Raw genomic sequence first — 24,970 nt, 5'->3', positions numbered from 1 at the left:
CCGCAGACTAAATAACTAAAACAGAATTGACCCGCGAGCGCGGTCAGCAAGACAGGGTACCCTAACGATGCGCGCCTTATTGCAGAGAGTTACAAAGGCATCCGTTTCTGTCGAAGGCCGTTTGATCGGGCAATCGGGTCCGGGGCTAATGATACTGGTGTGTGCCATGCAGGGAGATGCAGTCTCTCAGGCCGCTGAATTGGCAAAAAAGATCGCCAAGCTACGTATCTTCAAGGATGATGCTGGGAAAATGAACCGATCGATCCTGGATACCGAAGGTACGGCACTGGTCGTCAGTCAATTCACGCTGGCCGCAGATACAACGCGCGGGAACAGACCTGGTTTTTCGCAAGCGGCACCGGCAGCGGAAGGCGAAAGGTTGTATGAAGAGTTTGTCCGGCAATTGGCCGATCAGGGCATTCCCGTGGAAACCGGCGCGTTCGGAGCAGATATGTCAGTTGAGCTGGTCAATGACGGGCCGGTCACGATTTGGATCGAGACCTGATGCAGCTTTACGCAGCGCTTCGGAATACTTTTGGCGGATTTTCGTGCGCGGGCTCTGCCTCACGCTCTCTGACGCAGCATCCATTCGACAAACCGATTTGGGCCATCTCCCGTACAAAGGCGTGTGGATAACATCCAATTGATCACCCAACTGGTTTGTTTTAAACAGGTCACGCCTAACGTCTTATTTCTGAAAGAAAATCCGTCTATACGATGAAAAAAATCTAATTTTCGGCGGCATGAGACGTCGGAAATCGACCCTCGCGATAAGGTGTAGGCGCAATGTCGGACAATCCGCGATTTCACCTTGCCCGCGAAACAAAATTGCGCCAACGTTGACTCGGACGTCAATAAAAAGCCCGTCAGGGGCGTGATCCAACCAACTGGGAGAATTTGGATGAACGAACAACTCACTTACATGACCAAACAGGTCACGGCAGGCAAGCTGACCCGCCGCGAGTTCATGGGAAAGGCGGCCGCACTCGGCGTGTCCGCAGCGATGGCCAGCACGATGTTCGCGGACGCCGCCCGCGCCGCAGGCCCGGTTAAAGGCGGAACGTTCAAAATGGGGGTTCAGGGCGGCGAAAGCACCAACACTCAAGATCCTGCGCTTTACGCATCCGACGTGCCAATCGCCGGTGGTTTCCATTGGGGCGAAGCTTTGGTTGAAGTCGACAACAAAGGAAACCTGAACGGGTTGGTCGCAGAAAGCTGGGAAGGCTCTGCAGATGCAAAGACCTGGCGTTTCAAAATTCGCGAAGGCATCGAGTTTTCGAACGGAAAATCGGTAACAGCTGAAGACGTAGTGCGCACAATTGAACGACACACGAACGAGGACTCGAAGTCCGGGGCGCTGGGGATCGTTCAGGGTATTGAGTCAATGAAAGCAGACGGCGATACTTTCGAGCTGACACTCGGATCAGCCAACGCTGACATGCCATACCTGATGGCCGATTATCACCTTCTGATCCAACCGGATGGCGGGTTTGATAATCCAAACGCCGCGATCGGCACCGGCCCGTATGTTCTGGAATCCGACGAGCCGGGCGTACGGATGCAATTCATCCGCAACCCGAACTACTGGGCCTTGGACCAATTCGCGCACTACGATGAATCTGAAATTCTGGTCCTCAATGACACGACCGCACGTACTGCTGCTCTTCAGTCCGGCCAAGTCGATGCGATCAGCCGTGTTGAGCCCAAAATTGCACAGCTTCTGGCCCGAGCGCCCAACGTGAATGTAAACAACGTTTCGGGACGCGGCCATTACGTGTTCATTATGCATATCGACACCGCGCCGTTTGACAGCAACGAACTGCGTCTTGCCCTGAAGTACGCGATCAACCGCGAGGAAATGGTTGACAAGATTCTGCGCGGCTATGGCGGTATTGGGAACGATATCCCGATCAATGCGGCCTACCCACTGTTCGATGACACAATCCCGCAGCGTGCGTTTGATGTTGACAAGGCCAAGGAGCATTACGCGAAATCCGGGCATGATGGATCACCGATCATCTTGAGAACGGCAGATGGTGCTTTCCCCGGCGCAGTTGATGCCGCCGCATTGTTCCAGCAATCTGCACAAGCCGCAGGTATCCCGTTGGAAATCGAACGTGAACCAAATGACGGATATTGGTCGGAAGTCTGGAATGTTGAACCCTTCTGCGCGTCGTATTGGAGCGGACGCCCGGTGCAGGATCAGATGTACACCACAGCGTATCTTTCCACAGCAGACTGGAATGACACACGTTGGAAGCGTCCCGAATTCGACGAAATGATGATTGCCGCGCGCGGCGAAGTAGACGAAGCCAAGCGCAAAGAAATCTACTCGAAGATGGGGCGTCTGTTGAATGAAGAAGGTGGATTGATCTGCCCGATGTTCAACGACTTCATTGATGCGACATCCACTGCGGTTCAGGGATACGAAGGCGACCCGAACGGTGAGCTGATGTACTGGAAAGCACCCAAGAAGACCTGGAAAGCCTAAGGTCACGGGATATGCATCCAATTCTCAAACTGGTAGCTCAGCGCCTTGCGCTGAGTGCCCTTCTGCTTCTCGCGGCCTCTGTATTGATTTTTGCAGGAACGATGATCCTGCCCGGCGACGTTGCCCAGTCAATCCTCGGTCAATCTGCAACACCGGAATCCCTCGCCAACCTGAGAGAAGAACTCGGGCTGAACGAACCAGCGGTAACGCGCTACTTTAATTGGCTTTTTGGTGCCCTTCAGGGTGACCTTGGAACTGCGCTGACAAATGGCAGGGATATAGCGGAAAGTCTGGGCGAACGTCTGGGGAACACCTTGTTTCTCGCCTTCTGGGCTGCGATCATATCCGTCCCGCTTGCCATTCTTCTGGGCCTGATTGCAGTTCGCTACAAAGATCGCTGGCCCGACAAACTGATTTCAGCTGTTACGCTGACGTCTATCTCAATTCCTGAATTTCTGATCGGCTACCTGCTGATGTTCTTCCTAGCCGTTCAACTCGGTTGGTTTCCATCCATTGCCATGATCAATGACGATATGGGTTTCTTTGAGAAGCTGCGATCCATAGCTCTACCCGTTATCGTTCTCACTCTGGTCGTTCTTGCGCATATGATGCGGATGACCCGCGCCGCGATCCTCAACGTGATGCAATCGGCTTATGTCGAAACGGCCGAACTGAAGGGCCTGAGCACGTTCATGGTCATTTATCGGCATGCCTTCCCGAATGCGATCGCACCGATCGTCAATGTTGTCATGCTGAACCTTGCCTACCTCGTCGTCGGAGTTGTCGTTGTCGAAGTGGTCTTTGTCTATCCCGGCATGGGCCAGTATCTGGTCGACCATGTCTCCAAGCGGGACGTGCCTGTTGTGCAGGCCTGCGGGCTGATCTTCGCCGCCGTCTATATCGGCCTGAACATGATCGCGGATATCGTCGCGATTTTGGCCAACCCAAGACTGAGGCACCCTAAATGAAGAACATCCCTATTTCCGCAATGATCGGGCTGTTCTTGATGGCCGCTTACTTTCTGATGGCAATCTTTGCCCCGCTTCTTGCCCCATACGGAATGGCCGAAGTTGTGGGCGACGTATGGGAGCCTTCATCGCCCGAATTCCTGCTTGGAACCGACAACATCGGTCGCGACTTGCTGAGCCGCATGATTTATGGCGGTCGGACAACGATCTTCATTGCCACGGCTGCGACAATCCTCAGCTTCGTTACCGGCTCGGTCCTTGGTTTCTTTGCCGCGGTGATCGGCGGCTGGGTGGACCAAGTGCTGTCTCGTTTCGTCGATCTGATCATGTCGATCCCGACATTGATCTTTGCTTTAGTCGTTCTGTCCGTCATGCCCGTGACGATCCCGATCCTGATCGTCGTCATGGGATTGCTGGACTCCACCCGCGTCTATCGTTTGGCGCGCGCGGTTGCGGCCGATATCAACGTGATGGATTTTGTCGAGGCCGCCAAGCTGCGGGGTGAGGGTCGAAGCTGGATCGTCTTCCGGGAGATCCTGCCGAATGCCCTGTCTCCGCTTGTGGCCGAGATGGGCCTGCGCTTCATCTTTGCAGTTCTCTTCGTTTCGACCCTGTCCTTCCTGGGTCTGGGTGTGCAACCGCCCGAGGCTGACTGGGGTGGTATCGTGAAAGAAAACAAGGAAGGCATCGTCTATGGCATTCCTGCCGCGCTGCTGCCGGCCGTTGCCATCGCGACGCTCGCGATCTCGGTCAACCTTGTGGCTGACTGGGTTCTGAACCGCACCACATCGCTGAAAGGAGGCCGGGGATGAGTGATACCCTTCTCAAGGTCCGCGACCTCAAGATCGGCGCGACCGTCTATCCGCCGGGCGAAAAGCCCCATGATATCGAAATCGTGCACGGGGTCAGCTTTGACCTCGAGCGCGGCAAGGTGTTGGGCCTGATCGGCGAATCCGGTGCCGGTAAATCCACCATCGGTCTGGCCTCGATGGCCTATGGCCGTGGGGGCGTGAAGATCACCGGCGGCGAAGTTTGGGTCAACGGGCGCGATATCCTGAAGACTAGTCTGGGCGATATTCGCAATTTGCGCGGCGGTGAAGTCACTTACGTCTCGCAATCCGCTGCTGCCTCGTTCAATCCGGCCAAAAAGATCATGGATCAGGTTGTCGAAGCCGCCGTGGAGCACAAGAAGTTCTCGCGGAAAGAGGCTGAAGCCCGTGCGCGGGAACTGTTTGCAAAGCTAGGTCTGCCCGACCCGGACAATATCGGAGAACGCTATCCGCATCAGGTTTCAGGCGGTCAGTTGCAGCGCTGTATGACGGCGTTGGCGCTGTGTCCCGAGCCCGATCTTGTCGTGTTCGATGAACCGACGACCGCGTTGGACGTCACGACGCAGATCGACGTCTTGATGGCAATCAAAGAGGCCATCGCGGATACCGGCGTTGCGGCGCTTTACATTACCCATGACCTTGCCGTTGTGGCGCAGGTGAGCGACGACATCATGGTGCTGCGAATGGGCAATACAGTCGAGTACGGAACGACCGATCAGATCATCAACAACCCACAAGAGGATTACACCAAGGCCTTGGTTTCGGTGCGGTCCATCGAGCACGAGGAGAAACAGCCCACGCCCGAGGCGGTGCTGACCGTCGACGGCATAACTGCGCGGTACAAAGGCCTGAATTTCGATGTCCTGCACAATGTCAACGTGGAACTTCATCCGGGTCAGACACTGGCGATCGTCGGCGAATCCGGATCCGGAAAATCCACCTTGGCGCGGGTGATCACGGGTCTGCTGCCACCGCGCGATGGTGAGATCACGTTTGCGGGTCGCAAGCTGTCACCTGATCTGAAAGGCCGCTCGCGCGAGGATCTGCGCGAGTTGCAGATGATCTATCAGATGGCCGACGTGGCGATGAACCCGCGTCAGACTGTCGGCACCATCATCGGTCGCCCGCTGGAGTTCTACTTCAACATGCGCGGAGCTGAAAAGCGAAAGCGGATCGTTGAACTGCTGGACGAGATCGAACTGGGCGAAAAGTTCATTGATCGCTATCCGGCGGAATTGTCCGGTGGCCAAAAGCAACGTGTCTGTATCGCCCGATCACTGGCGGCGAAACCGAAGATGATAATCTGTGATGAGGTCACCTCGGCGCTGGATCCGCTGGTTGCGGACGGTATCCTGAAGCTGCTGCTTGATTTGCAGAAAATCGAGGATGTCGCCTATCTGTTCATCACCCACGATCTGGCGACTGTGCGCGCCATCAGCGACAGTATCGCTGTGATGTATCAGGGCCGTTTGGCGCGCTATGGTTCGAAAAGCGAAGTGCTGACGCCGCCCTTCGACGACTACACCGACCTTCTGCTCAGTTCAGTACCGGAAATGCACTTGGGGTGGCTGGAAGAAGTCGTCGCCCATCGCAAGATGGAAAGCGCCGGAAACTGATCCTTTCGACCTACGGGAAACGGCGGGTTTTGCCCGCCGTTTTTATGTGGCGCTGCTGAAATTCTGCTGATGCTGGGCCAGCAGCTGACGCAGCTCGTCACGATGGCGCATTCCGCGCAGCGTCTGCTGCAATTCTCCGTTGCCGTCGAACAGCAGCAAAGTGACATGTGGCACACCGTGCTTGTTGGCCAAGGTGGCACCTTCGGTCTCGCTGACATCTGCGACAAGGTAAATCAGGTCGCATTCGCCAAACTGCTTCATTGCGCTCCGCGTTTCGCGTTGAAGCGCTGTGCAAGTCGCGCATTGCGGATCATGAACCTGAACAACAACAGGTTTGCCCTGCCCGATGCGGGACAGGTCACGCTCTGCCTGCATGGCATGGACGGACCGCATCATGAAAAACCCGCCCGCGCCCAGCACCGTAACGCCGACCAAACCATTTCGGGCCAGACGCAAGACGTCTCGGCGAGAGCGGTCTTGGGCCCTTTCGGCCTTAACCCGGTCCATCTGCGCCTTTTTGCGTTTCGATGTTTTGGCCATGGCGTTTCCAAGCGTTCCTATTGTCGGCTGAGAGGATAACGACAGACGCGCGGAACACGGTTCACAATTTCGACATCGTGCGGGTCTACGATCTGCGCACAACTTTGTCGTTTTTCTTACAGCCCGAAGGATCAATCTCAGTCATGACCCTGCAGGACTGGAACGGGAAAGGCGCGGTATGGATCGCAAAATTCTACTGATCATCCTGGATGGGGTTCCATGGCGAAACTTTCGCCGTCTCTTCGGAAACCTCGAAGGCTGGGTCGACAATGGCTCTGCCCGCGTTTGGAAGCACCAATCTGTGCTGCCGTCCACCTCGGCCAGCTGTTATGCGTCGATCCATACTGGTGTCTCTCCGCAGGAACACGGCTGCACCGGGAATGGCAACGTATTTCGTTTGGCCCACAAGGACATTTTCAGCCAAGTGCGCGATGCCGGCGGTGTTACCGGCGCTGTGACCCACAGCTATTGGTCGCAGTTCTTCAACCGTCACCCATTCGATTACGTCCGAGATGTGGAATATGATGAACCCGAGGGCAAGACGATCAACCATGGACGGTTTCACTCGATGACCGGCTATGGCAAGGCCAACCAGATGACACCCTGTGATGTGGACCTGTTCGCAACACTCACCAATCTGTGCCTGCGGTTCGGGCTGGATTACGGCATCTTGCACACGTGCACGCTCGACAGCATGGGTCACAGGTTCTTTCACGATTGTGACGAGATGGATCATGCCTGTTTCGTCATGGACGAAATGCTCGCCCCTTTCATCCCACGTTGGCGGCAAATGGGCTACGAAGTCATTGTGACCGCTGATCATGGTCAGGATGACCGGGGTCACCACGGTGGGCGCAGCCCGTTGCAACAGGAAACGGCGCTCTACTACTTTGGAGATGCCGACGGTCCCGACCCGGATACCGTGATAGACCAATTGCAGATTGCCCCGACAATTCTTACCCGTATGGGTGCGCCTTTGGCCGAAACCATGCTGGCCAGCCCTTTTCTGCGCTAGGCGTCAATCATAGGGCCAGATACCTTGGCCCAACGCCTCAATGGCGACGGAAATCCGTTCAAAGCTGTCCGCTGCGCGCTTGACCGAACCTCGCGCCCGCAGATAGCCGTGAACAAGCCCTGCCTCGTTGATCCACTGCGCGTGACCTCCGGCGGCGGCAATTTTTTTGCAATAGGCGGAACCGTCATCGCGTATCGGATCGCAGTCGGCGGTCACCACCACCGTCGGGGGCAACCCGGTGAAATCCTTATCTTGCAACGGTGCGAAGCTCGGATCGTCGTGCGGTATTTTTTCGCCGCAACGAACCTTTTCATAAAACTGCACGTCATCAAGTGTCAAAAGCGGCGCGTGTGCATGTTCGACATAGGACCCTTGCGTTGTGTCGCCGCCCAGCGCCGGGTAGATCAACACCTGCCCCAGAATATTATCAAGCTCTCCACGCGCCTTATGTGCCACAGCAGCGGCTAGGTTCCCGCCCGCACTGTCACCAGCCAGCACGATCGGGGCGCCGAATTCCTGCGCTGCCCAACTCAACGCTGTCCAGCTGTCCTGAAACTGCGCTGGATGAACGTGTTCGGGGCACAATCGGTAGTCCACAGCCACAACGCGGTAACCCGTTTGCACACAGATTTCCGCACAAACGTCGTCATGGCTGTCCAACCCACCGACGACAAAACCGCCGCCGTGAAAATAGACGACGGTTCGCGTGGGATCACCCGCCGTATAGACCCGAACTGGCACGCCATCGGCCGATTTGTCCTCGGTACTGACACCTTCCGGTCTCGGCTGTCGGAAATTCCCACACATGGTATCGTAGACGCGGCGCTGATCCTCGATGGACAAGTCCACCGCGTCATCGGGGTAGTTTTCGTTTGTGCGGCGAATGAACGCCCAAGTCTCTTCGTCGATCAGGCGTTCATAATCCATTAGTGCTCCGGCGTTATTCTGACCATTCCCAGGGCCGGGTAAACTCACCCAACACCCTGGCAACATCGTCCTCGGAGGAACCGTTCGCGTCAAGCTGCGCAACAAGCCCGCGCTTTTTGTCGTCGATGACGGAAACAACCCGGGCTTCGACACCAGCCGTTTCAAGCGCACCATTATAGATGCGCGTGATCGCCTGTTTTCGCAGGTCCGGTTTGAAGACCTTGCCAACAGCGGTCTTGGGCAATTCGTCCAGTATGGTCAAATGCTTCGGCTGCGCCGCGCGCTCGTGCACGTGAACTTTGCAGAACTCCATCAGCTCTTCTTCGGTCGCGCTGGCCCCGTCCACAAGTTCGACAAAGGCACACGGCACTTCGCCCGAATGTGAGTCCGGTTGACCAATAGCGCCAGCAAATGCGACCGCATCGTGACCCAAAAGCGCTTCTTCGATTTCGGCCGGGTCGATGTTGTGGCCTCCACGAATAATCAAATCCTTTGCGCGTCCCGTGATCCAAAGATAGCCATCTTCGTCAAAGCGCCCCAGGTCACCCGTCCGAAGATACTTGTCAAAGTGAAAGAGATCGGCGTTCTTTTCGCTTTCTGTATAAGTGTTACCCACATAAACGCCGGGGTTCGACACGCAGATCTCGCCAATCTGTTCTGTCGAACACTCTGTCGGTCCGTCCGGTCCGTCCTGAAGGATTTTGACGTCCGTATATGGAAACGGGATACCGATCGACCCGATTTTCTTTTCGCCGTCTACAGGATTGCAGGACACCAGACACGTCGCCTCGGTCAACCCGTAGCCTTCAACTATGGTCACACCGGTTGCCTCTTCAAAGCGGCGGAACAACTCGACCGGCAAAGGTGCCGAACCGGAAAAGGCGGTCTTGACGGTTGATATGTCGGCATCTACAGGGCGCTGCATCTTGGCAGAAATTGCTGTCGGAACCGTGATAATGAACGAAACCTTCCAGCGTTCGATCAATTTCCAGAAATTGTCGAACACGCCATCGCCGCGATACCCGGCAGGCGTTGGGAAGATCACATGTGCACCGGACGACACTGCGGCCATTACGATGACATGCACGGCAAAGACGTGGAACATCGGCAGCGGGCACATGATCACATCGTTTTCGTCAAACAACAGGGTGCTGCCCAGCCACCCATTGTAGATCAACCCCGAGTACTTGTGCTGCGCCACTTTTGGCATGCCGGTCGTGCCACCAGTGTGGAAGAAACAAGCAACGCGATCCTCTGCACTGTCTTCGAAGGTCAATGTCGTAGGTTGTTTGGCCAGTTCCGCATTGAAATTCTTGTATGTCGCATGCGCCAGCTTTTCCTTGTCGCCCATTTTTGGCCGCAGGAACGGCACCAGCCATGACTTTGGCGGAGTCAAATAGCGGTTCAGGTCGATTTCCAGAATGGTCTTCACACCGGGCGCGTGGCGAACTGCTTCTTCGACCTTCTGGGCGACGTCGGTTTTGGGAAACGACTTCAGCGTCACCACGACTTTGGCACCTGTTTCCCGCAAAATAGACGCGATTTGCTCTGGCTCCAGCAGCGGGTTGATCGGATTCACGATCCCGGCGACTGCGCCACCCATCATGGTAACCAACGTCTCGTTGCAATTCGGCAGGACGTAGGCCACCACATCTTTTTCACCGATTCCCAGTGATCGAAACAGATTGGCCGCCTGATTGACCTTGGCCAGCAGATCGGACCATGTCAGTGTTTCTGCCTTGTCCGTCGGGCCGGACAGCAGTTGGAAACTGATCGCCTTGTGGTTGGGAAATTTCCCGGCTGTTCGCGACAACAACTGATGGAACGTCGTGGGAACGTCCCGATCCTCCCACGGCATTTCCTGTTCCATACGCGCTTTGTCTTCCACTCCCACAAAGGCCATATAGTTCCTCCCCATTTTTCTCCCGTGTCACGCACAGGCTTCCATTCCCCCCAAGATGGAAGCAAAACAGAGCCCGCGCAAGCGAGGGCTTAGCCGGGAACAGCAATAAAATGTAGAATGACGCTGCGGCGAAACCGTGTGTTCCGGGACGTCACATCACTCGGCGGCCACCCCGTCGGTGAATTGCAGCCGGGCAAGGCGGGCATACAACCCTCCCTGCGCAACCAGATCATCATGGGTGCCCTGAGATACGATTTGACCGGCCTCCAGCACCACAATCCGGTCGGCCTTTTTGACCGTGGCAAGCCGGTGCGCGACGATAAGTGTCGTTCGTCCGGCCCGCATTTGATCAACTGCCCCCTGCACGGCGCGTTCACTTTCCGCATCCAGAGCCGAGGTTGCCTCGTCCAACAACAGAACGGGTGCATCTCGCAGGATGGCGCGCGCAATGGCAATGCGCTGTTTCTGACCACCGGAAAGCATCACGCCACGCTCGCCAACAAAGCTGTCATAGCCCTGCGGCAAGGCCGCAATGAACTCATGCGCGGCTGCGGCTTGGGCGGCGGCTTCGACCTCGGCATCTGTGGCGTCCAAGCGCCCGAAGCGGATGTTTTCCCGGGCTGAGGCGGCAAAGATCACCGGGTCTTGCGGCACCAGCGCCATGTGGGTGCGAAAATCCGCGCGGTCGAGGTCGCGCAGGTCCACGCCATCGAGCTGAACGCGCCCCGCTTCGGGATCGTAAAACCGCTGAATAAGTTGGATGACCGTTGTTTTGCCCGCGCCGGAGGGCCCGACAAACGCCACGGTCTCCCCGGGTTTGATAGACAGATTGAATCGATCCAATGCCAAACGCTGCGGCCGCGCGGGATAGCGGAATGTGACGTCATCAAACTGGATCTCGCCCCGCACCGGGTCGGGCAAAGGTGTCGATTGTGACGGATCGTTCACCGTATCCGTTGCGTTCAACAGCTCGACCAAACGTTCGGTGGCCCCTGCAGCGCGTTGCAGTTCGCTCCAGATTTCGGACAACGCGGCGACCGACCCGGCCATGATAACAGAGTAGATGACAAACTGGATCAGCACGCCTTCGGTCATAACGCCGTTGCGCACATCATTGGCACCCATCCACAGAACGCCGACAATACCCGAGAACACCAGAAAAATCACGATAACGGTCAGAATCGCCCGCGTGCGAATCCGTTTCAGCGAAACAAGATAAGAGGTTTCAGTCATGTCGCCGAATTGCTTTCGGCTGGCCTGCTCATGCGTGAATGCCTGCACGGTCTGAACTGCGCCCAGCGCTTCGCCCGCATTGCCGGATGACGCAGCGATCCAGTCCTGATTCTCGCGGCTGATGCTTCGCAATCGGCGACCCAAGACAAGGATTGGCACAATGACGATGGGAATCAAAAGCAGAACAAGACCTGTCAGCTTGGCCGACGTCAGTAACATCAGAACAAGCCCGCCGACGAACATCAGCAAATTGCGCAATGCAATGGACACAGATGAGCCGATCACCGACTGAATAAGCGTCGTGTCGGTGGTAATACGGCTCAGGACCTCACCGGTCATGATCCGTTCGTAAAATTCGGGACTCATCCCGATGACGCGATCGAACACCGCCTTGCGGATATCGGCCACAACACGTTCGCCAAGCCGTGTGACCAAGGCGTAACGGACACCCGTTCCGAGGGCCAGAATAGCCGCTATTCCCAGCGCAGCCAGAAAGTACCAATCCAGCAGTTCACCGTCTTCGATCCGGAAATTGTCGACGACGCGTCGAACGGCCAGCGGCAGTGCCAACGTCATACCAGCGGTCAAAACCAACGCCAGCGTGGCACCAAACATCAGCCCGCGATACGGTTTCATAAACGGCCAAAGGGACGCAAGAACACCCAGCTTTCTCGAGCTTGCGCGCTCTTCCTGGGCACCGGGTGCCTGGGGCTGAGCCTGGGGTTCCGTACGTGATCTTGCCATGATTGGCCCTTGTATTCAGATTTCGGGACCGTGATTTACCCGGTCTCCAAGCTTCTTGGCGGCACAGACACGCGGGGTCAAGCAGCCAACCGATCGGGCGCCGACAAAAGGGCCTTTTGACGCAAGCCAAGAATTGGAACAGACGAGAGAGAATAACTTGGAGCGGGTAGACGGAATCGAACCGACATAGCCTGCTTGGAAGGCAGGGGCTTTACCATTAAGCTATACCCGCTCAAGGTTTCGCCTACCTATGTGATGGCTGAGTCGGCGTCAAGAGCGAACTATCACTTGGGCAACTTGGCCCTTATGGCGACCGATTTTGCAGTTTGTGAGGCTGGTGTGACACGCGGTATTCTGCTCGATATTGCAGGTGTTCTTTATCAGGGCAGTGCACCTTTGCCCGGTGCGGCACAGGCGGTTTCTACGCTTCGCGACGCAGGACTTCCGGTTCGTTTTCTCACAAATTCTACCCGGCGGCCAAAACGCGTTATTCATCAGAAACTCAAGGGTTTTGGAATTGACGCAGAAGCCGATGAAATCCTGACGCCGGCGGCAGCCGCGTGCGCCTGGTTAAGGGCAAATGGTCTTGTGCCGCATTTATTGATTCACCCCGATCTGGAAGAAGACTTTGCAACGTGCCCCGAGTCAGGATCCGTCGCCGTCGTCGTCGGTGACGCAGGCCCGTATTTCAACTACGAGCGGCTGAATGCAGCCTTTCGCCAGATCGACAAAGGCGCCCCTTTTCTCGCTTTGGCGTCCAACAGAAAGTTCCTGGATGCGGATGGCGAACTCAGCCTGGATGCAGGCGCATTTGTCCGGGCGCTGGAGTATTCGAGTGGAAAAAATGCGGAATTGTTTGGGAAACCCTCGCCCACGTTTTTTGGATCAGCGGCCCAAAGCATGGGACAAGCATTGGCCGATCTGACCATGATTGGCGACGACGCGGAAAGCGACGTCGCCGGTGCTTTGAAAGCAGGTGTAGGTAACGCGATTTTGGTTCGAAGCGGGAAGTACCAAGCCGGAGACGAAATCCGCTATGATCCAAAACCTTCTGAGACCGTGGAAGGGATAAGCGAAGCCGTCGAATTGGTCGTATCAGGACAGCATTAAGCAGCGCTAGATGCACACAGCCCAAAGGTCGACAGAGGTTCAGGAATGCGAGACAGTCCGCATCTGGGACCTATCGTTCACGACGCATAAGAACCACGCAACGCCGCCGATCAGTGACGCTCAGGGTTTTCTGGCCACAACATACCGACTTCGCAGCGTTCCGATTTGATCCGCCGTCTCAATGATCTCAAAGCCAGCGCGACCAATTTTCTGCTCCAACTCCGCAGCGGAGATAAATTCGACAAACGGGGCTTTGCCAAAGACCTGCATCACCGGTATCGCGACCTTGCTGATCAGGGCAAATTTCAGGCCCCGCCGCTCTGGTGCGCAGACGGTCTTTGAAATGAAAACACCGCCGGGCCGGACCAGCGAAAATATATGGTCAAGCGCGTGGTCGAGATCCGGAACCAAGTGGAGCAGATTGTGAGCGAGCACCGCATCATACTCAGCGCCATCCAAGGAGTGTTCCAGCACCTCGGCGACTTTGAACGTTACGTTTGGCGCATGCTCAGTGGCCAGTTTCTCGTTGGCGATCTCGATCATGCCTGGCGCAATATCCGTCGCGGTGATGTGCGCCACTTCAGGCGCGATCAGCAATGCGGTTGATCCTGTGCCGCAACCGATCTCCAAAACACTATCATCGGGACTCAGATAAGATTTCGTCCGTTCAAGCGTCGACATATAGCCATCCATGTCTCGGATAGGGTTCGCAGCGTACTTCCGCGAGATTTTGCTCCAGAAGGCGGCGTCTTTTGATCGTACTGCCATGGGGTATCGCTCTCTTGTTTCACAAATTCGGGACCAACTACCTTTAAACACATTTAGGGGGAATTGCCTCGAATTGCAGAAGTGTTATGCATTAATGCATGAACTGGTCAGCCATCAACTACGATTGGAACCAAGTGCGCGCGTTTCTGGCAACTGCGGAAGAAGGGTCTTTTTCGGCTGCGGCACGTGTGCTTGGGCAGACTCAACCAACAGTGGGGCGGCAGGTTGCCGCTCTTGAACGGTCGCTTGGCGTCACGCTGTTCGAACGTGTTGGCAAATCGCTGAACCTGACCGGCAGCGGCGCTGATCTGCTGGTGCATGTTCGCGAGATGGCCGATGTTGCCAACCGCATTTCGATAACTGCGACCGGGCAGTCAAAGACCATCGAGGGACTCGTCAGGATCACCGCATCCGATGTCATGGCGGCCTATCAACTCCCGCCCATCCTAAAGCAAATCCGGCTGATCGCGCCGCGCCTTGAGATTGACGTGGTCGCGGCAAACGATCTTCAGGACATTCAACGGCGCGAAGCCGACATAGCCATCCGGCATGTTCGCCCGACACAGCCGAACCTGATCGCCAAACTGGTGGCTGAGGCGACTGCGCATTTCTATGCCGCGCCATCATACCTTGATCAGGTCGGGCGCCCAAAAACAGAGGCTGAACTGGCGAAGCTGGACTTCGTCGGGTTTGGCGACGTGGGTACGATGATCGGCTTTCTGAATCCCGCCGGTATTCCGGTTACCACCCGGAACTTTCGGATCGGGTCAAAAGTCGGGATTGTCTCGTGGGAGTTGGTGCGCCAGGGCCTTGGTGTCAGCGTCATGTCTGACGATGTCGCCGCAATGACACCGGGCGTCGAGAAAGTCCTGCCGGATCGCGTCCCGTTCAAGTTCCCGATCTGGCTTGCCACACATTCGGAACTGCATACAGCAAGACGCATTCGGTTGGTTTTTGACGTGCTGGCCGAGCAGTTGACCCGTCACACACGTGACGCTCAAAACCACCCTTGAATGCCAACCACGGGCGCAGGTGCAAAGGCTATGATCCGACAATTTGGACGACCGGTTTGTCAGTCCAGTTTTCCAGCCACCGAATGCCTATACTCATCAATTGGGACCGTCCTTGATCGCTACGACCCTTCGCCCATTTGTGCCGACGGCGTGGACATTGAAATTGCCTGTTCCTCTTCCGTCATATCTTCTTCGATTCCCTCAAAGAGAGGCGTGGAAAGATAGCGTTCGCCCGTGTCGGGCAACATCACCAACATGACGGATCCTTCGGGCGCAGTCTCCGCCACTTTCATGGCCACCGCAAACGTCGAACCGCCAGAGATTCCGGTGAAGATACCTTCTTCGGCGGCCAGGCGTCGAGACCAGGCAATTCCGTCGCTGCCGGGAATGGGGATCAGGTCGTCATAGTAGGACTGATCAATCGCCTCTTGCAGCACCCAGGGAATGAAGTCCGGTGTCCAACCTTGGATAGGATGCGGCTCGAACGCCGGGTGGCTTTCAGTGGGCTGATGGGTTCCATTGCGTGAATTGACATAGCCCGAACCAACTATGGCGGCATTGGACGGCTCGGTGAGGATGATTTTCGTATCCGGGCGCTCTTTTTTAAGGACACGAGAGACGCCGGACACCGTGCCGCCGGTCCCATACCCGGTGATCCAATAATCGAGGCTGCGCCCATCGAAATCTGCAAGGATTTCCCTGGCTGTCGTGTGCTCGTGAATATCGGCATTGGCTGCGGTTTCGAATTGGCTGGCAAGGAACCATCCATTTTCCTCGGCCAGTTCCTTGGCCTTGGTGTACATGCCAAAACCTTTCTGCGCACGCGGCGTCAAAACCACCTTGGCCCCCAGAAAACGCATGAGCTTTCTTCGCTCTACCGAGAAACTGTCGGCCATCGTCACGACAAGAGGATATCCCTTGGCCGCACAGACCATCGCAAGACCTATTCCGGTATTTCCCGACGTCGCCTCGACAACGGTTTGGCCCGGTTTCAGCAGACCATCGCGCTCGGCAGCTTCGATGATGTTGAGCGCCAAACGATCCTTTACGGACCCCGCCGGATTGAATGCCTCGAATTTGACGTAAACATCCACATGGGATGGCGCAATTCTTCCGACGCGAATGCAGGGTGTATCACCCACAGTGTCCAGAACGCTGTCATACAAGCGCCCTCGCCCCTTGGTGTTCCGGATTGCCATGACGTCCTCCCACTTGCTTACTTGTAACGTGCCATCGGTTCCGATGTTGTTTGGGTGACGATAACACATCGCGCTACGCAAAGGACGCATTGAATTCAGTCAATTTCCAACCAACGCCGAGCGGTACCCAAATAACGCAGGCACACCGCCAGTATGTATCATGACGACCTTTTGCCCTTCTTGGATTTGATTGTCCTGAACCAAGTCCAATAACCCCGCAAAGGTCTTGGCCGTGTAGACGGGGTCCAGAAATATCCCCTCGGTCCGCGCCATCATCTCGAGCGCAGTTTGCGTTTTCGGGCCCAGCCTGCCGTAACCCGGGGCAAGCGCGCCATCCCAGACGTTGATGTCATTGTCGGACACTGGTGATTCAACATTCAGAATAGCTGACAGTTTTTCCAGAACGGTCGCCATCCGTTCACGTTGCAAAGCACTGTTGCGCCGCACGCAAACCCCAAAAACCGGAGCGGCAACGCCCGAAGCTCTGACCCCTGTCAGCAACCCACCATGCGTTGCCCCGCTGCCGGACGGCACGACCACAGCTTCAAAGTCCCGCATTTGCCGGCACAGTTCCTGCCCCGCGGCTACATATCCCAGCGCGCCGAGCGGCGGGTGGTTCAGGCCAAGGTGAATGACATACGGGTTTCGCCCTTGCGCCCTGAGCGCATCAGCACGGGCATGAAGTGCGGCATCGGCGCCTTCCTCATCTTCGCCGACCGGAAAGCTCATATGCTCCGAACCCAGAATTTTGGCCAACAGCACGTTGCCGGAATCGTAATACTCCGGCCCCATATCTGGCACCCGTTCTTCAAGTTGCAGAACCGACTTCATCCCCAACCGTGCTGCGGCTGCGGCTGCGGAACGCACATAGTTCGATTGAACCGCACCTGTGATCAGTATGGTATCCGCCCCACGTGCCTGCGCATCACCCAAATAGAACTCCAACTGGCGGGTTTTGTTGCCTCCGAACCCCAGTCCGGTCAGATCATCGCGCTTGAGCCAAAGGTCGATGCCCACTCTTTCCGACATTCGGTCCAGCCGTTCCAACGGCGTCGCGCCGGACATGAGTTGAGCCCTGGGAAAGCCGGACAACAGGTTATCTTGGATCATCATTCACCTTCAGACTTCAGGCCAACATGTATGCGCGATGCAAAAGAACATAGCAGGCTACCAGCGAGATCGCTCGGATCGCGGATTTGATGAAGACCTGCGGCAGATGCGATCTGACAGCCCGCCCTAAAAAACTCCCAACCGCGGCAACGCCAACAAAGGACCAAAGCTGCGGTCCAAACGGGATTGACGGCCAATCGGACAGGCCATGCAGAAAGAATGCCGTGCCATAGGCCACCAAAGCAATCGGTTGAACAAGCACTGCTACGTCCTTGGCACCAAACCCCCTTGCGATCAATCCAAAGACCATTAGCGGCCCGGGGGTTGCGGCCCAAACCGTCGCGAGCCCTGACAGGCCTGAGACAGCGGCAAATCCCACGGTCCCGACCATCGTATGGATTGGCAATAATGTGATCAGGACACCGATCAACAAAAGAAAACCGGTCAGCGCCAATACGAACGCTTCGCTGAGCCACGGATAAACCAAAAGCCCCAGCAAAACGCCGGCAAGGCATCCGGCGACCCCGGTCGTTATTGTCTGCTTCTCAACCGCAAGCACGCGCCAGTCCGTGGCAACCACCGACACGATGGTGTTCAATAACAAAAGCGCTGGCACAGCCGTCGCCGTCCCCAGCAGAATCATCATTGGTGGACCGGCCACAATGCTAAACCCGATACCAATACCGACTTGAAGCACCGCGCCGAGACAAACGGCCAACATCAGGATCGACAATTCTAACGACATTTCAATCCTGTTTTCAGGATCTGAACCGGCATCAATTGGCGCGAGCAGAACATCCGATCAAGGTTCACTTGGTTTGTATGTGCGGGCAATACTGCGTATCTGCGACCCTGTGGCAACGACATTCAACCCCAAGGCATAATGCCAGAATACGGCGCACGCGTGGAAACGGAATGCGCCATCTGGGCAAGGGTTGTCAGGTCGAAAACCGGCACTTGCAGTTCTGCCTGTATGCGAGCGGCATAAGGCGGCAGATCCGTACACTCCAAAACCAAAGACCGAATTTCGGGCGCTTCCGTTTTCAGATCGCGTGCGGCCTGCAATACTTCTGTTTCGATCAGATCAGTGTCCATGTTTGTGCGTAAATTGCGCAAAATCACGTCGGCGAACTCGTTGGTGATTTCCAGCCCCTTCACGACCACCGGTATATCGTCAGCACCCACGCCTTGGAAATGTCTGGGTGTCAGGGCCGAGGCGTCAGCCGTCAGAACTCCAACGGGCGCATTTGCGCCGGTCATGTGAAATGCCAAGGGCACTTGAATAAGGCTTGATGCAAAAACGGGAACGGATACGGCAGCTGCCAGCTCTTTTTGGAACAAGGCCAAAAAACCACAGCTTCCGGTAATGGCCCTGACCCCTTCGGCCTCAAGCCGTTGCGCGCCGACAATAAAAGGTTCCAGCAACTCGGGTGTGGGGTTATTCAACAGCGTCGGAACAGTTATCCCGTCGATCATCTCATAAAGTACGGGAAACGGCAGGCCAGAGGGGTTCTTGATATGCCCCGGCGGCTTGGGGAAATAGCTTTCCAGGCACAGAACGCCGATTGACGCACCGCAAATGTTTTGTCCGCCACGGTAAACTGGCATTTTCTCTGGGTCCTTTCTGCTGAACAGTTCCAACGATGGTGCCGGGTTCAAAAACGCGCCAACGAGAATTTTCCAAGGTTCACATTGTGTCGGCGTCCAGACACGAGATCGGCCACCAGTTCGCCCGTTTTTGGCGCCATCATCAGCCCGTAGTGAGAATGCCCGAACGCGCAGAATAATCCCGGTTTGCCTTTCACCTCGCCAATGGCTGGCAAACTGTCCGGGAAAGAGGGGCGCCGTCCCATCCAGAACCGGGCCTCCGACACATCAAGATCGGGGACCATGGCCTTGGCTTGTTCCTGTAAAATCGTCTGTTTGCGCGGATCGGGCGGTGCCTCGATACCCGCAAACTCTGCCATTCCCGCGACACGCAGGCCGCCCTGCATCGTGCTTGCGACGACTTTCGCATCCACATCCATCACCGAGTGGTTGAGGCTGACAGACGCATTCGGAAGTTCGATGTGATACCCGCGTTCGGCGACCAACGGCACGGAAAGTCCCAAAGGTTTCAACAGGTCTGCCGACCAGACCCCAGCCGCCAACACGATGCTGCGGGTCTGCAGTGGTTCGCCCGACGTGGTCAGGTGCCAATAGCCGTCTTCCGCGTGCGCAATCCCTTGGACGTCGGTCTTGATGATCTCTGCGCCTTGATCCCGCGCTTTTTCAGCCAACACAGCGCCAACGCGCCCCGGAGACGTTACCCGCGCTTGTCCTTTGATCAGGATCGCCGCCTGGAAAGCCCGGGACAAGGCGGGTTCGAGGCGGTGTAACTCGTCGCTGCCGATCCGCTCCAGATCCCCGCCTTTTTCGGCTCGGATCAGATAACCCAAGTCTTCCAGGCTTGCCTGTTCTGGCTGCCGGAACGCATGAACATAATGACTGTCGACGATCAGGTTTTCATGACCCGTGCCAATCAGGTGCTTGCGGTACAGTTCGATGGACGGGCGACAAAGCAGTTCCATCGCATCGGACGCTTCCCGGACTTTTGGCTCGCTGGAGTTTCGCATAAACCGAAGCCCCCACGGGATCATCCTTGGCCAAAATGCCGGGCGAACCGACAAAGCGCTGTTTCTGTCGAAAAGCATCGCCGGAAGCTGTTTCCAGATGCCAGGCACTGGCTGCGGGATGACCGACCATGGCGAAACCACCCCGGCATTGCCAAAAGACGTCTCCTGCCCCGGTTGCGCGCGATCAACCAGTCGGACCGCGATGCCCCGTTCCTGCAGCGACAGGGCGCAACAGATGCCGACAATGCCGGCACCAAGGATCGTGATGCGTTCGCTCATTTGATCAGGGCAGCGAAGCGGTTCGGCGGCGCGCGATCAACTGAGTGGCGATCACAGGCGACGCAACCAGCAAGGCAATCAGATCCGCAGTCAGCGACGGCGCGACAAAGATCACACCCGCAACTGCCATGAGTATCCGGGACACCATATTCAACGGCTGCAACCAGTACCCCACAACTGCGGCTGAAAGGGCGATCACACCGGCGATACAGCTGCTCGCCGTATAGGTGAACTCCCATAGGTCAAATCCGGTCGAGGATACAAACAGCAGCACAGGCGCGTAAACGAAGGCCATGGGGGCAATCACTTTGCCCAATCCCAACGTGAAGGCCGACAAACCCGTTCGGAAGGGGTTCGAATTTGCAATGGCAGCCGCCGCATAGGCCGACGTGCAGACCGGCGGCGTGATCTCAGACACAACGCCGTAGTAGAGCACGAACAAATGGCTCGCAATCGGTGGAACGCCCAATTGCGCCAGTGCCGGCTGCGCGACCGAGACCAGCATGATGTACAGCGCGGTCGTTGGAATTCCGGCTCCCATCAGGATGCAGACGATGGCAATAAAGACCAGCGAGATGAACAGTTGCAGGTCTTCCATTGCGAACAGTTGAAAGCTGCTGAAGGAAATCATGCTATACAGATCGGCCGCCAGATTTCCGGCGCCTTGCGTCACCATGAAGCCAATGCGGAACCCAATGCCCGTGGTGTTTATGACGCCAACGACGATGCCAACTGCAGCCGCTGCTGCCCCAACCGCCAGCGAGTATTTCACGCCCAATTCCACGGCCTGAAGCATTTCAGGAACCTCGATCCTCTTCTGCGGATTCAGCGTGGCAATGACTGAAAGCGCGCACAGGATCGCCGTCATTGTCAGATCGAAACCTCCATCCAAGAACTTCCAGATGACAAAGGCCAGGAATGCTGCGGCATAGATCAGTGTCCGCGGTTGCCTCAGGCGTGACATGCCTGCGATAACGGCAAGCGAGATGCCGCAAAATGCGGACATAAACGGCGTGTACCCCGAAAAGAGAACCACAAGCAGTCCGATCAATGGGACGATATTCGCCCACCCCTCGCTCCAAACAGCCTTGAGCTGCGGCAGTTGATCTTTGGCAAGGCCCTGCAGGCTTAGCTTGCGGGCCATCAGATGAACCACCGCGAAGACGCCGACATAGTGCAGAACCGCGGGAAAGATCGCGGCGATCACGATGGTTGTATACGGCACTTCAAGAAATTCGGCCATGATGAAGGCGGCGGCCCCCATGATGGGAGGCGTGATTTGCCCGCCCGCGGACGATGCGGCCTCGACCCCACCGGCAAAATGACCCGGATAGCCCAGCCGCTTCATGTTGGGGATCGTCAAGGCCCCTGTCGATACGGTGTTTGCCACCGATGACCCTGAAATCGTGCCAAAAAAGGCCGAGGACACAACAGACACTTTTGCGGGCCCGCCCGTATACCGACCCGCCAGGATCGTCGCGTTGTCGATGAAAAGCTGCCCCAGACCTGTGCGCTGCGCAATCACGCCGAACAAGACAAAGTGAAACACGATGGTCGAAACGACCCAGAGCGTAACGCCGTAGATGCCTTCCTGCGGGAAATACATCGACGACACGAATGTTTTGAAATTCACGCCCGGGTGTTGAAGCAGTCCGGGAAAATAGGGCCCCAACAGGGCATAGGAGATGAAAACACAGATGATCAGCGGCAGAACCCACCCAAGGGTTCGGCGGGCAATGTCAAGAACTAACAAGATGATCACGACGCCCAGAAACACGTCGTACCCGTTCGGGTTCCCCATTCTGAACGTTTGTTCCTCGATGCCAAGAAACGGAATTCCGCGCCAGGCGAAGCCGACATACAGCGCGGCAATAACGCCCATGACCATGAAAACCAGATCATACAGCGGGATGTTTCCGACCCGGAATCGGCTGACCTTCAAAGCGTAAAGATTCTTGGAGCCGAAGATGGGAATTGTCGCATAGATCAAGATAAACAGGCCCGCGAGATAGATGCCCATGTGCCAGTGATCCGCCGGCAGGCCGAACCCCGCAGTCAGGAATTCGTAGAACGCGAAAATCAGCGCGACGACACGCAACACCTTGCCTGCGGTCGGAGTGACTTTCCGAGTTTGCGCACCTTCGTCGAACTGCTCTTCAATGGCGGCGAGTTCTTCGGCTGTCAGCTCGTGGTCATCAAGTTTTTGGGTCTCGGACATAAAGGCACCCTGATTTGCGCGACGGTATCGGTACGGCACCCCAAAACGGGGTGCCGTCGTTAGAAGTCTGGTTAAACTTCAGCGGCTTAGAGGAGGCCAGCCTCTTTATAGAACTTCTCGGCCCCCGGATGCAGGGGAACACCAAGTGCTTCGACGCCGTCCAGTGCCGTATCGGGTGTAATCTGCTTGCCTTTCGCATGGCCGTTATCCAGCAGCTTGCGCGTGTTGTCGTTCCACAGGGCCTTGGTCAACTGATACACAAGATCTTCTGACAGGTCGGACGAAACGACCAACATCGCGCTTACCGCCGGTGTTTTGGTGTCCGCATCAACACCCTCGTAAACCCCGCCCGGAATGGCCGAAGGAATATACGCCGGTATGATTTCGTTGATCTTGGCAAGATCTTCGTCCGAGAAGGAATGCAGGTTCATGCCTTTTGTCGAAGACAACTGGACCATGGCGGCGACAGGCCAACCGGCGGCATAGAAATAGGCGTCCAGCTGACCATCCGCCAAACGCTCGGCGCTTTGGCTGTTGTTGAGTTCGGCTTCATCCATGTTGTCGCGGTTGACGCCCCACGCCTCAAGCATCTGCAAAACCGCGACCTGGGTGCCCGAACCGGCCTGCGCAATACCAACGCGTTTGCCTTCCAGATCGCTCAGGTCGTTGATTGTTTCTCCAGCCGGAAGCACAAGATGCAGGTCTTCGGGGAACAAGTTGGCGACGATACGAAGGTTTGGATGGGGCTTTCCTTCGAATTTACCTTCGCCCAGATACATCGAACGGGTTACGTCAGCTGCTGCAAGGCCGGCCTCAAGTTCGCCATTCTGAACAGCGGCGTTATTGAAAACCGAAGCTGTCGTCGATTGCGCAATGGCGATCAGACCCGGAACACCGCATTGACCACCTTCTTCACAGGGGCGAGATCCCGGAGGTGCCGAAATTCCATTGGCGATGGTGCCGCCAATCGGAAAGTATGTCCCGCCTGCGCCGCCCGTTCCGATGCGAAAAAACGTTGGGTCTTGTGCGAAAGCTGGGGCCGCGAGGGCACCTGCCAAAGCGAGCCCGGTGAGGCATTTCACTAACTTCATTTTAGTCTCCCTGTTTAAGAGTTTGGAATCGGTTCGCCCGAATTTCGATCCTGCCAGCGTAGATACAATTTCCATAAATACAAATTTGTTATATTTTACTAAACTAAACTTTTCCTTATGGATAAGCCATGAACCTTACACAGCTCACCGTATTTCGCGAAGTGATGGAAACAGGCTCCATTTCGCAGACGGCCAAGAAACTCAACCGAACGCAGCCGGCGATCAGTCTAGCCATCAAGAACCTTGAAAAGGCTCTTGGATTGACCTTGTTCGAACGCCGTGGCCGCAGGCTCATTCCGGTGCCCGAAGCGCATTACCTGCTGGCAGAGGCGACCGGTATTTTGGACCGGATATCGACGATATCCAGAACGATGGATGGGCTGGTCAAAGCCAGCACCGGCAGTTTGAACGTCGCCACCATGCCCGGCCCCTCGGCTTATTTGTTCCCGCGTTTCATCAGCAATTCAATTGGGGAAAACCCTGAAATCGACATTACTCTTTCGACCCGAAGCTCGCCCCAGATCATGGAGTTGGCAGGAACCCAGAACATCGATTTTGGATTTGCGGATTTCGAGGACAGACAGGGGCGAAGACCGCAATTCTCATCAGAGATCATTTACGGAGACTGCTATTGCGCGGTTGATCGCGACAACCCACTGGCATCGCAAAACGGAATCTCGATCTCCGATCTGGACGGTGTGCCGATGGGTGGGCTGCATGCCGCTCATCCCTTTCAGCAAAAAATCAAATCAGAATTCCAAAAGGCGGCTTCCAGGTACAATCCCAGCGTTACCTGTCAGTATTTTCTGCCGCTCATTCCCTTTGTCAGTTCCGGCCAGTGTTGCACCATTGTCGATCCTTTGACCGTAGCGACCGAGCGTGAATTGAACATGTCCAATGGACGCGTGGTGTTCGTTCCGTTCCGGGAACCGCTCAGATACGAATATGCGGTCCTTGTACCGGCCCACCGCCCGCCGTCGCAACTGGCGCTCAAGATCAAAGCAGGGTGGAAGGCCGAAGTTCTTGCGATGTTGGAAGACATTGGTGCCAACCCAAGCTCCGAATTGCCAGTAGACTGACTCGCGAAAGCAGAGCATACCCCAATTGAATCGCTTTCCGTCTTGGATAGGCGAACCGCGTCGGGCTGAACCGAAGATCGGATCCATTCATGTGCAAGAAATTTGTGCAGTTTGGCGATTCTTCTATCACGATGTTCTGCCAAAGGGTCCTTCAGCCTTTTCCAACGCAGACATCAGAAAACTGAAAACAAACTGTCACAATTCGGAACTATATGCGGGTC

At 56.2% G+C, this 24,970-nt stretch carries 21 protein-coding genes and 1 tRNA gene; 9 read left to right on the top strand and 13 right to left on the bottom strand.

Features of this window, described 5'->3' with window-relative positions; translation table 11 throughout:
- The first annotated feature begins 67 nt into the window (after positions 1-67).
- The 5 genes from dtd to RA28_RS04145 all read left to right on the top strand — a co-directional run bounded on the left by dtd (position 68) and on the right by RA28_RS04145 (position 5,905).
- Positions 68-505 (top strand): D-aminoacyl-tRNA deacylase, encoded by a 438-nt coding sequence (gene dtd / locus RA28_RS04165; protein WP_039523993.1) that lies wholly within the window; start codon positions 68-70, stop codon positions 503-505.
- 396 nt (positions 506-901) lie between these two features.
- Complete coding sequence (locus RA28_RS04160; RefSeq protein ID WP_039523992.1) at positions 902-2,491, top strand: ABC transporter substrate-binding protein; 1,590 nt, start codon at positions 902-904, stop codon at positions 2,489-2,491.
- 11 nt (positions 2,492-2,502) lie between these two features.
- Complete coding sequence (locus tag RA28_RS04155; RefSeq protein ID WP_039523991.1) at positions 2,503-3,459, top strand: ABC transporter permease; 957 nt, start codon at positions 2,503-2,505, stop codon at positions 3,457-3,459.
- The gene (locus RA28_RS04150) at positions 3,456-4,271 is read left to right on the top strand and encodes an ABC transporter permease (protein WP_039523990.1); all 816 of its coding nucleotides are present in this window, start codon (positions 3,456-3,458) and stop codon (positions 4,269-4,271) included. Before RA28_RS04155 ends, RA28_RS04150 begins: the two co-directional genes overlap by 4 nt.
- On the top strand, positions 4,268-5,905 hold the full coding sequence (locus RA28_RS04145; protein ID WP_039523988.1) for an ABC transporter ATP-binding protein: 1,638 nt from the start codon (positions 4,268-4,270) through the stop codon (positions 5,903-5,905). The genes RA28_RS04150 and RA28_RS04145 overlap by 4 nt, the downstream gene beginning before the upstream one ends.
- 42 nt (positions 5,906-5,947) lie before the next feature.
- On the opposite strand, the gene RA28_RS04140 is transcribed toward RA28_RS04145, so the two are convergent.
- Positions 5,948-6,445 (bottom strand): thioredoxin family protein, encoded by a 498-nt coding sequence (locus tag RA28_RS04140; RefSeq protein WP_039523985.1) that lies wholly within the window; start codon positions 6,443-6,445, stop codon positions 5,948-5,950.
- 178 nt (positions 6,446-6,623) lie between these two features.
- Between RA28_RS04140 and RA28_RS04135 the strand changes: the two genes are divergently transcribed.
- Entirely contained in the window at positions 6,624-7,460 is an 837-nt protein-coding gene (locus RA28_RS04135) for an alkaline phosphatase family protein (protein WP_039523983.1), read from the top strand.
- 3 nt (positions 7,461-7,463) lie between these two features.
- On the opposite strand, the gene RA28_RS04130 is transcribed toward RA28_RS04135, so the two are convergent.
- The 4 genes from RA28_RS04130 to RA28_RS04115 all read right to left on the bottom strand — a co-directional run bounded on the left by RA28_RS04130 (position 7,464) and on the right by RA28_RS04115 (position 12,499).
- Complete coding sequence (locus RA28_RS04130; protein WP_039523981.1) at positions 7,464-8,387, bottom strand: alpha/beta hydrolase; 924 nt, start codon at positions 8,385-8,387, stop codon at positions 7,464-7,466.
- 13 nt (positions 8,388-8,400) lie between these two features.
- Positions 8,401-10,290, bottom strand: a complete 1,890-nt coding sequence (locus RA28_RS04125) for an acyl-CoA synthetase (RefSeq protein WP_039523979.1) — start codon at positions 10,288-10,290, stop codon at positions 8,401-8,403.
- A 156-nt stretch (positions 10,291-10,446) separates the two neighbouring features.
- The gene (locus tag RA28_RS04120) at positions 10,447-12,267 is read right to left on the bottom strand and encodes an ABC transporter transmembrane domain-containing protein (RefSeq protein ID WP_039523977.1); all 1,821 of its coding nucleotides are present in this window, start codon (positions 12,265-12,267) and stop codon (positions 10,447-10,449) included.
- Positions 12,268-12,425: 158 nt separating this feature from the next.
- Positions 12,426-12,499: transfer RNA gene (locus RA28_RS04115), tRNA-Gly, on the bottom strand.
- Positions 12,500-12,573: 74 nt separating this feature from the next.
- Here RA28_RS04115 and RA28_RS04110 point away from each other — a divergent pair.
- Positions 12,574-13,377, top strand: a complete 804-nt coding sequence (locus tag RA28_RS04110; protein WP_052261340.1) for a TIGR01458 family HAD-type hydrolase — start codon at positions 12,574-12,576, stop codon at positions 13,375-13,377.
- A 120-nt stretch (positions 13,378-13,497) separates the two neighbouring features.
- Here the strand turns inward: RA28_RS04110 and RA28_RS04105 are convergent, their stop codons facing one another.
- A complete protein-coding gene (locus tag RA28_RS04105; protein ID WP_039523974.1) occupies positions 13,498-14,145 on the bottom strand; it encodes a class I SAM-dependent methyltransferase in 648 nt (215 codons plus the stop codon).
- A gap of 98 nt (positions 14,146-14,243) precedes the next feature.
- Between RA28_RS04105 and RA28_RS04100 the strand changes: the two genes are divergently transcribed.
- Positions 14,244-15,158: a LysR family transcriptional regulator gene (locus tag RA28_RS04100; RefSeq protein ID WP_039523973.1), complete on the top strand. Its 915-nt coding sequence runs from the start codon at positions 14,244-14,246 to the stop codon at positions 15,156-15,158.
- Positions 15,159-15,277: 119 nt separating this feature from the next.
- Here RA28_RS04100 and RA28_RS04095 read toward each other — a convergent pair whose 3' ends face one another.
- The 7 genes from RA28_RS04095 to RA28_RS04065 all read right to left on the bottom strand — a co-directional run bounded on the left by RA28_RS04095 (position 15,278) and on the right by RA28_RS04065 (position 23,670).
- On the bottom strand, positions 15,278-16,357 hold the full coding sequence (locus tag RA28_RS04095; protein WP_039525736.1) for a PLP-dependent cysteine synthase family protein: 1,080 nt from the start codon (positions 16,355-16,357) through the stop codon (positions 15,278-15,280).
- A 99-nt stretch (positions 16,358-16,456) separates the two neighbouring features.
- The gene (locus RA28_RS04090; RefSeq protein ID WP_052261264.1) at positions 16,457-17,470 is read right to left on the bottom strand and encodes a D-cysteine desulfhydrase family protein; all 1,014 of its coding nucleotides are present in this window, start codon (positions 17,468-17,470) and stop codon (positions 16,457-16,459) included.
- Between the two features lie 13 nt (positions 17,471-17,483).
- Positions 17,484-18,212: a TSUP family transporter gene (locus RA28_RS04085; RefSeq protein WP_039523971.1), complete on the bottom strand. Its 729-nt coding sequence runs from the start codon at positions 18,210-18,212 to the stop codon at positions 17,484-17,486.
- A gap of 122 nt (positions 18,213-18,334) precedes the next feature.
- A complete protein-coding gene (locus RA28_RS04080) occupies positions 18,335-19,075 on the bottom strand; it encodes an aspartate/glutamate racemase family protein (protein WP_039525730.1) in 741 nt (246 codons plus the stop codon).
- Between the two features lie 47 nt (positions 19,076-19,122).
- Positions 19,123-20,361, bottom strand: a complete 1,239-nt coding sequence (locus RA28_RS04075; RefSeq protein ID WP_039523969.1) for an NAD(P)/FAD-dependent oxidoreductase — start codon at positions 20,359-20,361, stop codon at positions 19,123-19,125.
- A 4-nt stretch (positions 20,362-20,365) separates the two neighbouring features.
- The gene (locus tag RA28_RS04070; protein ID WP_039525726.1) at positions 20,366-22,579 is read right to left on the bottom strand and encodes a TRAP transporter permease; all 2,214 of its coding nucleotides are present in this window, start codon (positions 22,577-22,579) and stop codon (positions 20,366-20,368) included.
- An 86-nt stretch (positions 22,580-22,665) separates the two neighbouring features.
- Positions 22,666-23,670: a TAXI family TRAP transporter solute-binding subunit gene (locus RA28_RS04065; RefSeq protein WP_039523967.1), complete on the bottom strand. Its 1,005-nt coding sequence runs from the start codon at positions 23,668-23,670 to the stop codon at positions 22,666-22,668.
- A gap of 128 nt (positions 23,671-23,798) precedes the next feature.
- Here RA28_RS04065 and RA28_RS04060 point away from each other — a divergent pair, with 128 nt between their 5' ends.
- Complete coding sequence (locus RA28_RS04060) at positions 23,799-24,749, top strand: LysR family transcriptional regulator (RefSeq protein WP_039523965.1); 951 nt, start codon at positions 23,799-23,801, stop codon at positions 24,747-24,749.
- Positions 24,750-24,970 lie beyond the last annotated feature (221 nt).

Source organism: Ruegeria sp. ANG-S4 (assembly GCF_000814005.1).
In the GTDB taxonomy this organism is placed as follows: Bacteria; Pseudomonadota; Alphaproteobacteria; order Rhodobacterales; family Rhodobacteraceae; genus Ruegeria.
The sequence above is the reverse complement of the archived record's forward strand: the minus strand, read 5'-3'. Positions and strand labels throughout refer to the sequence as shown.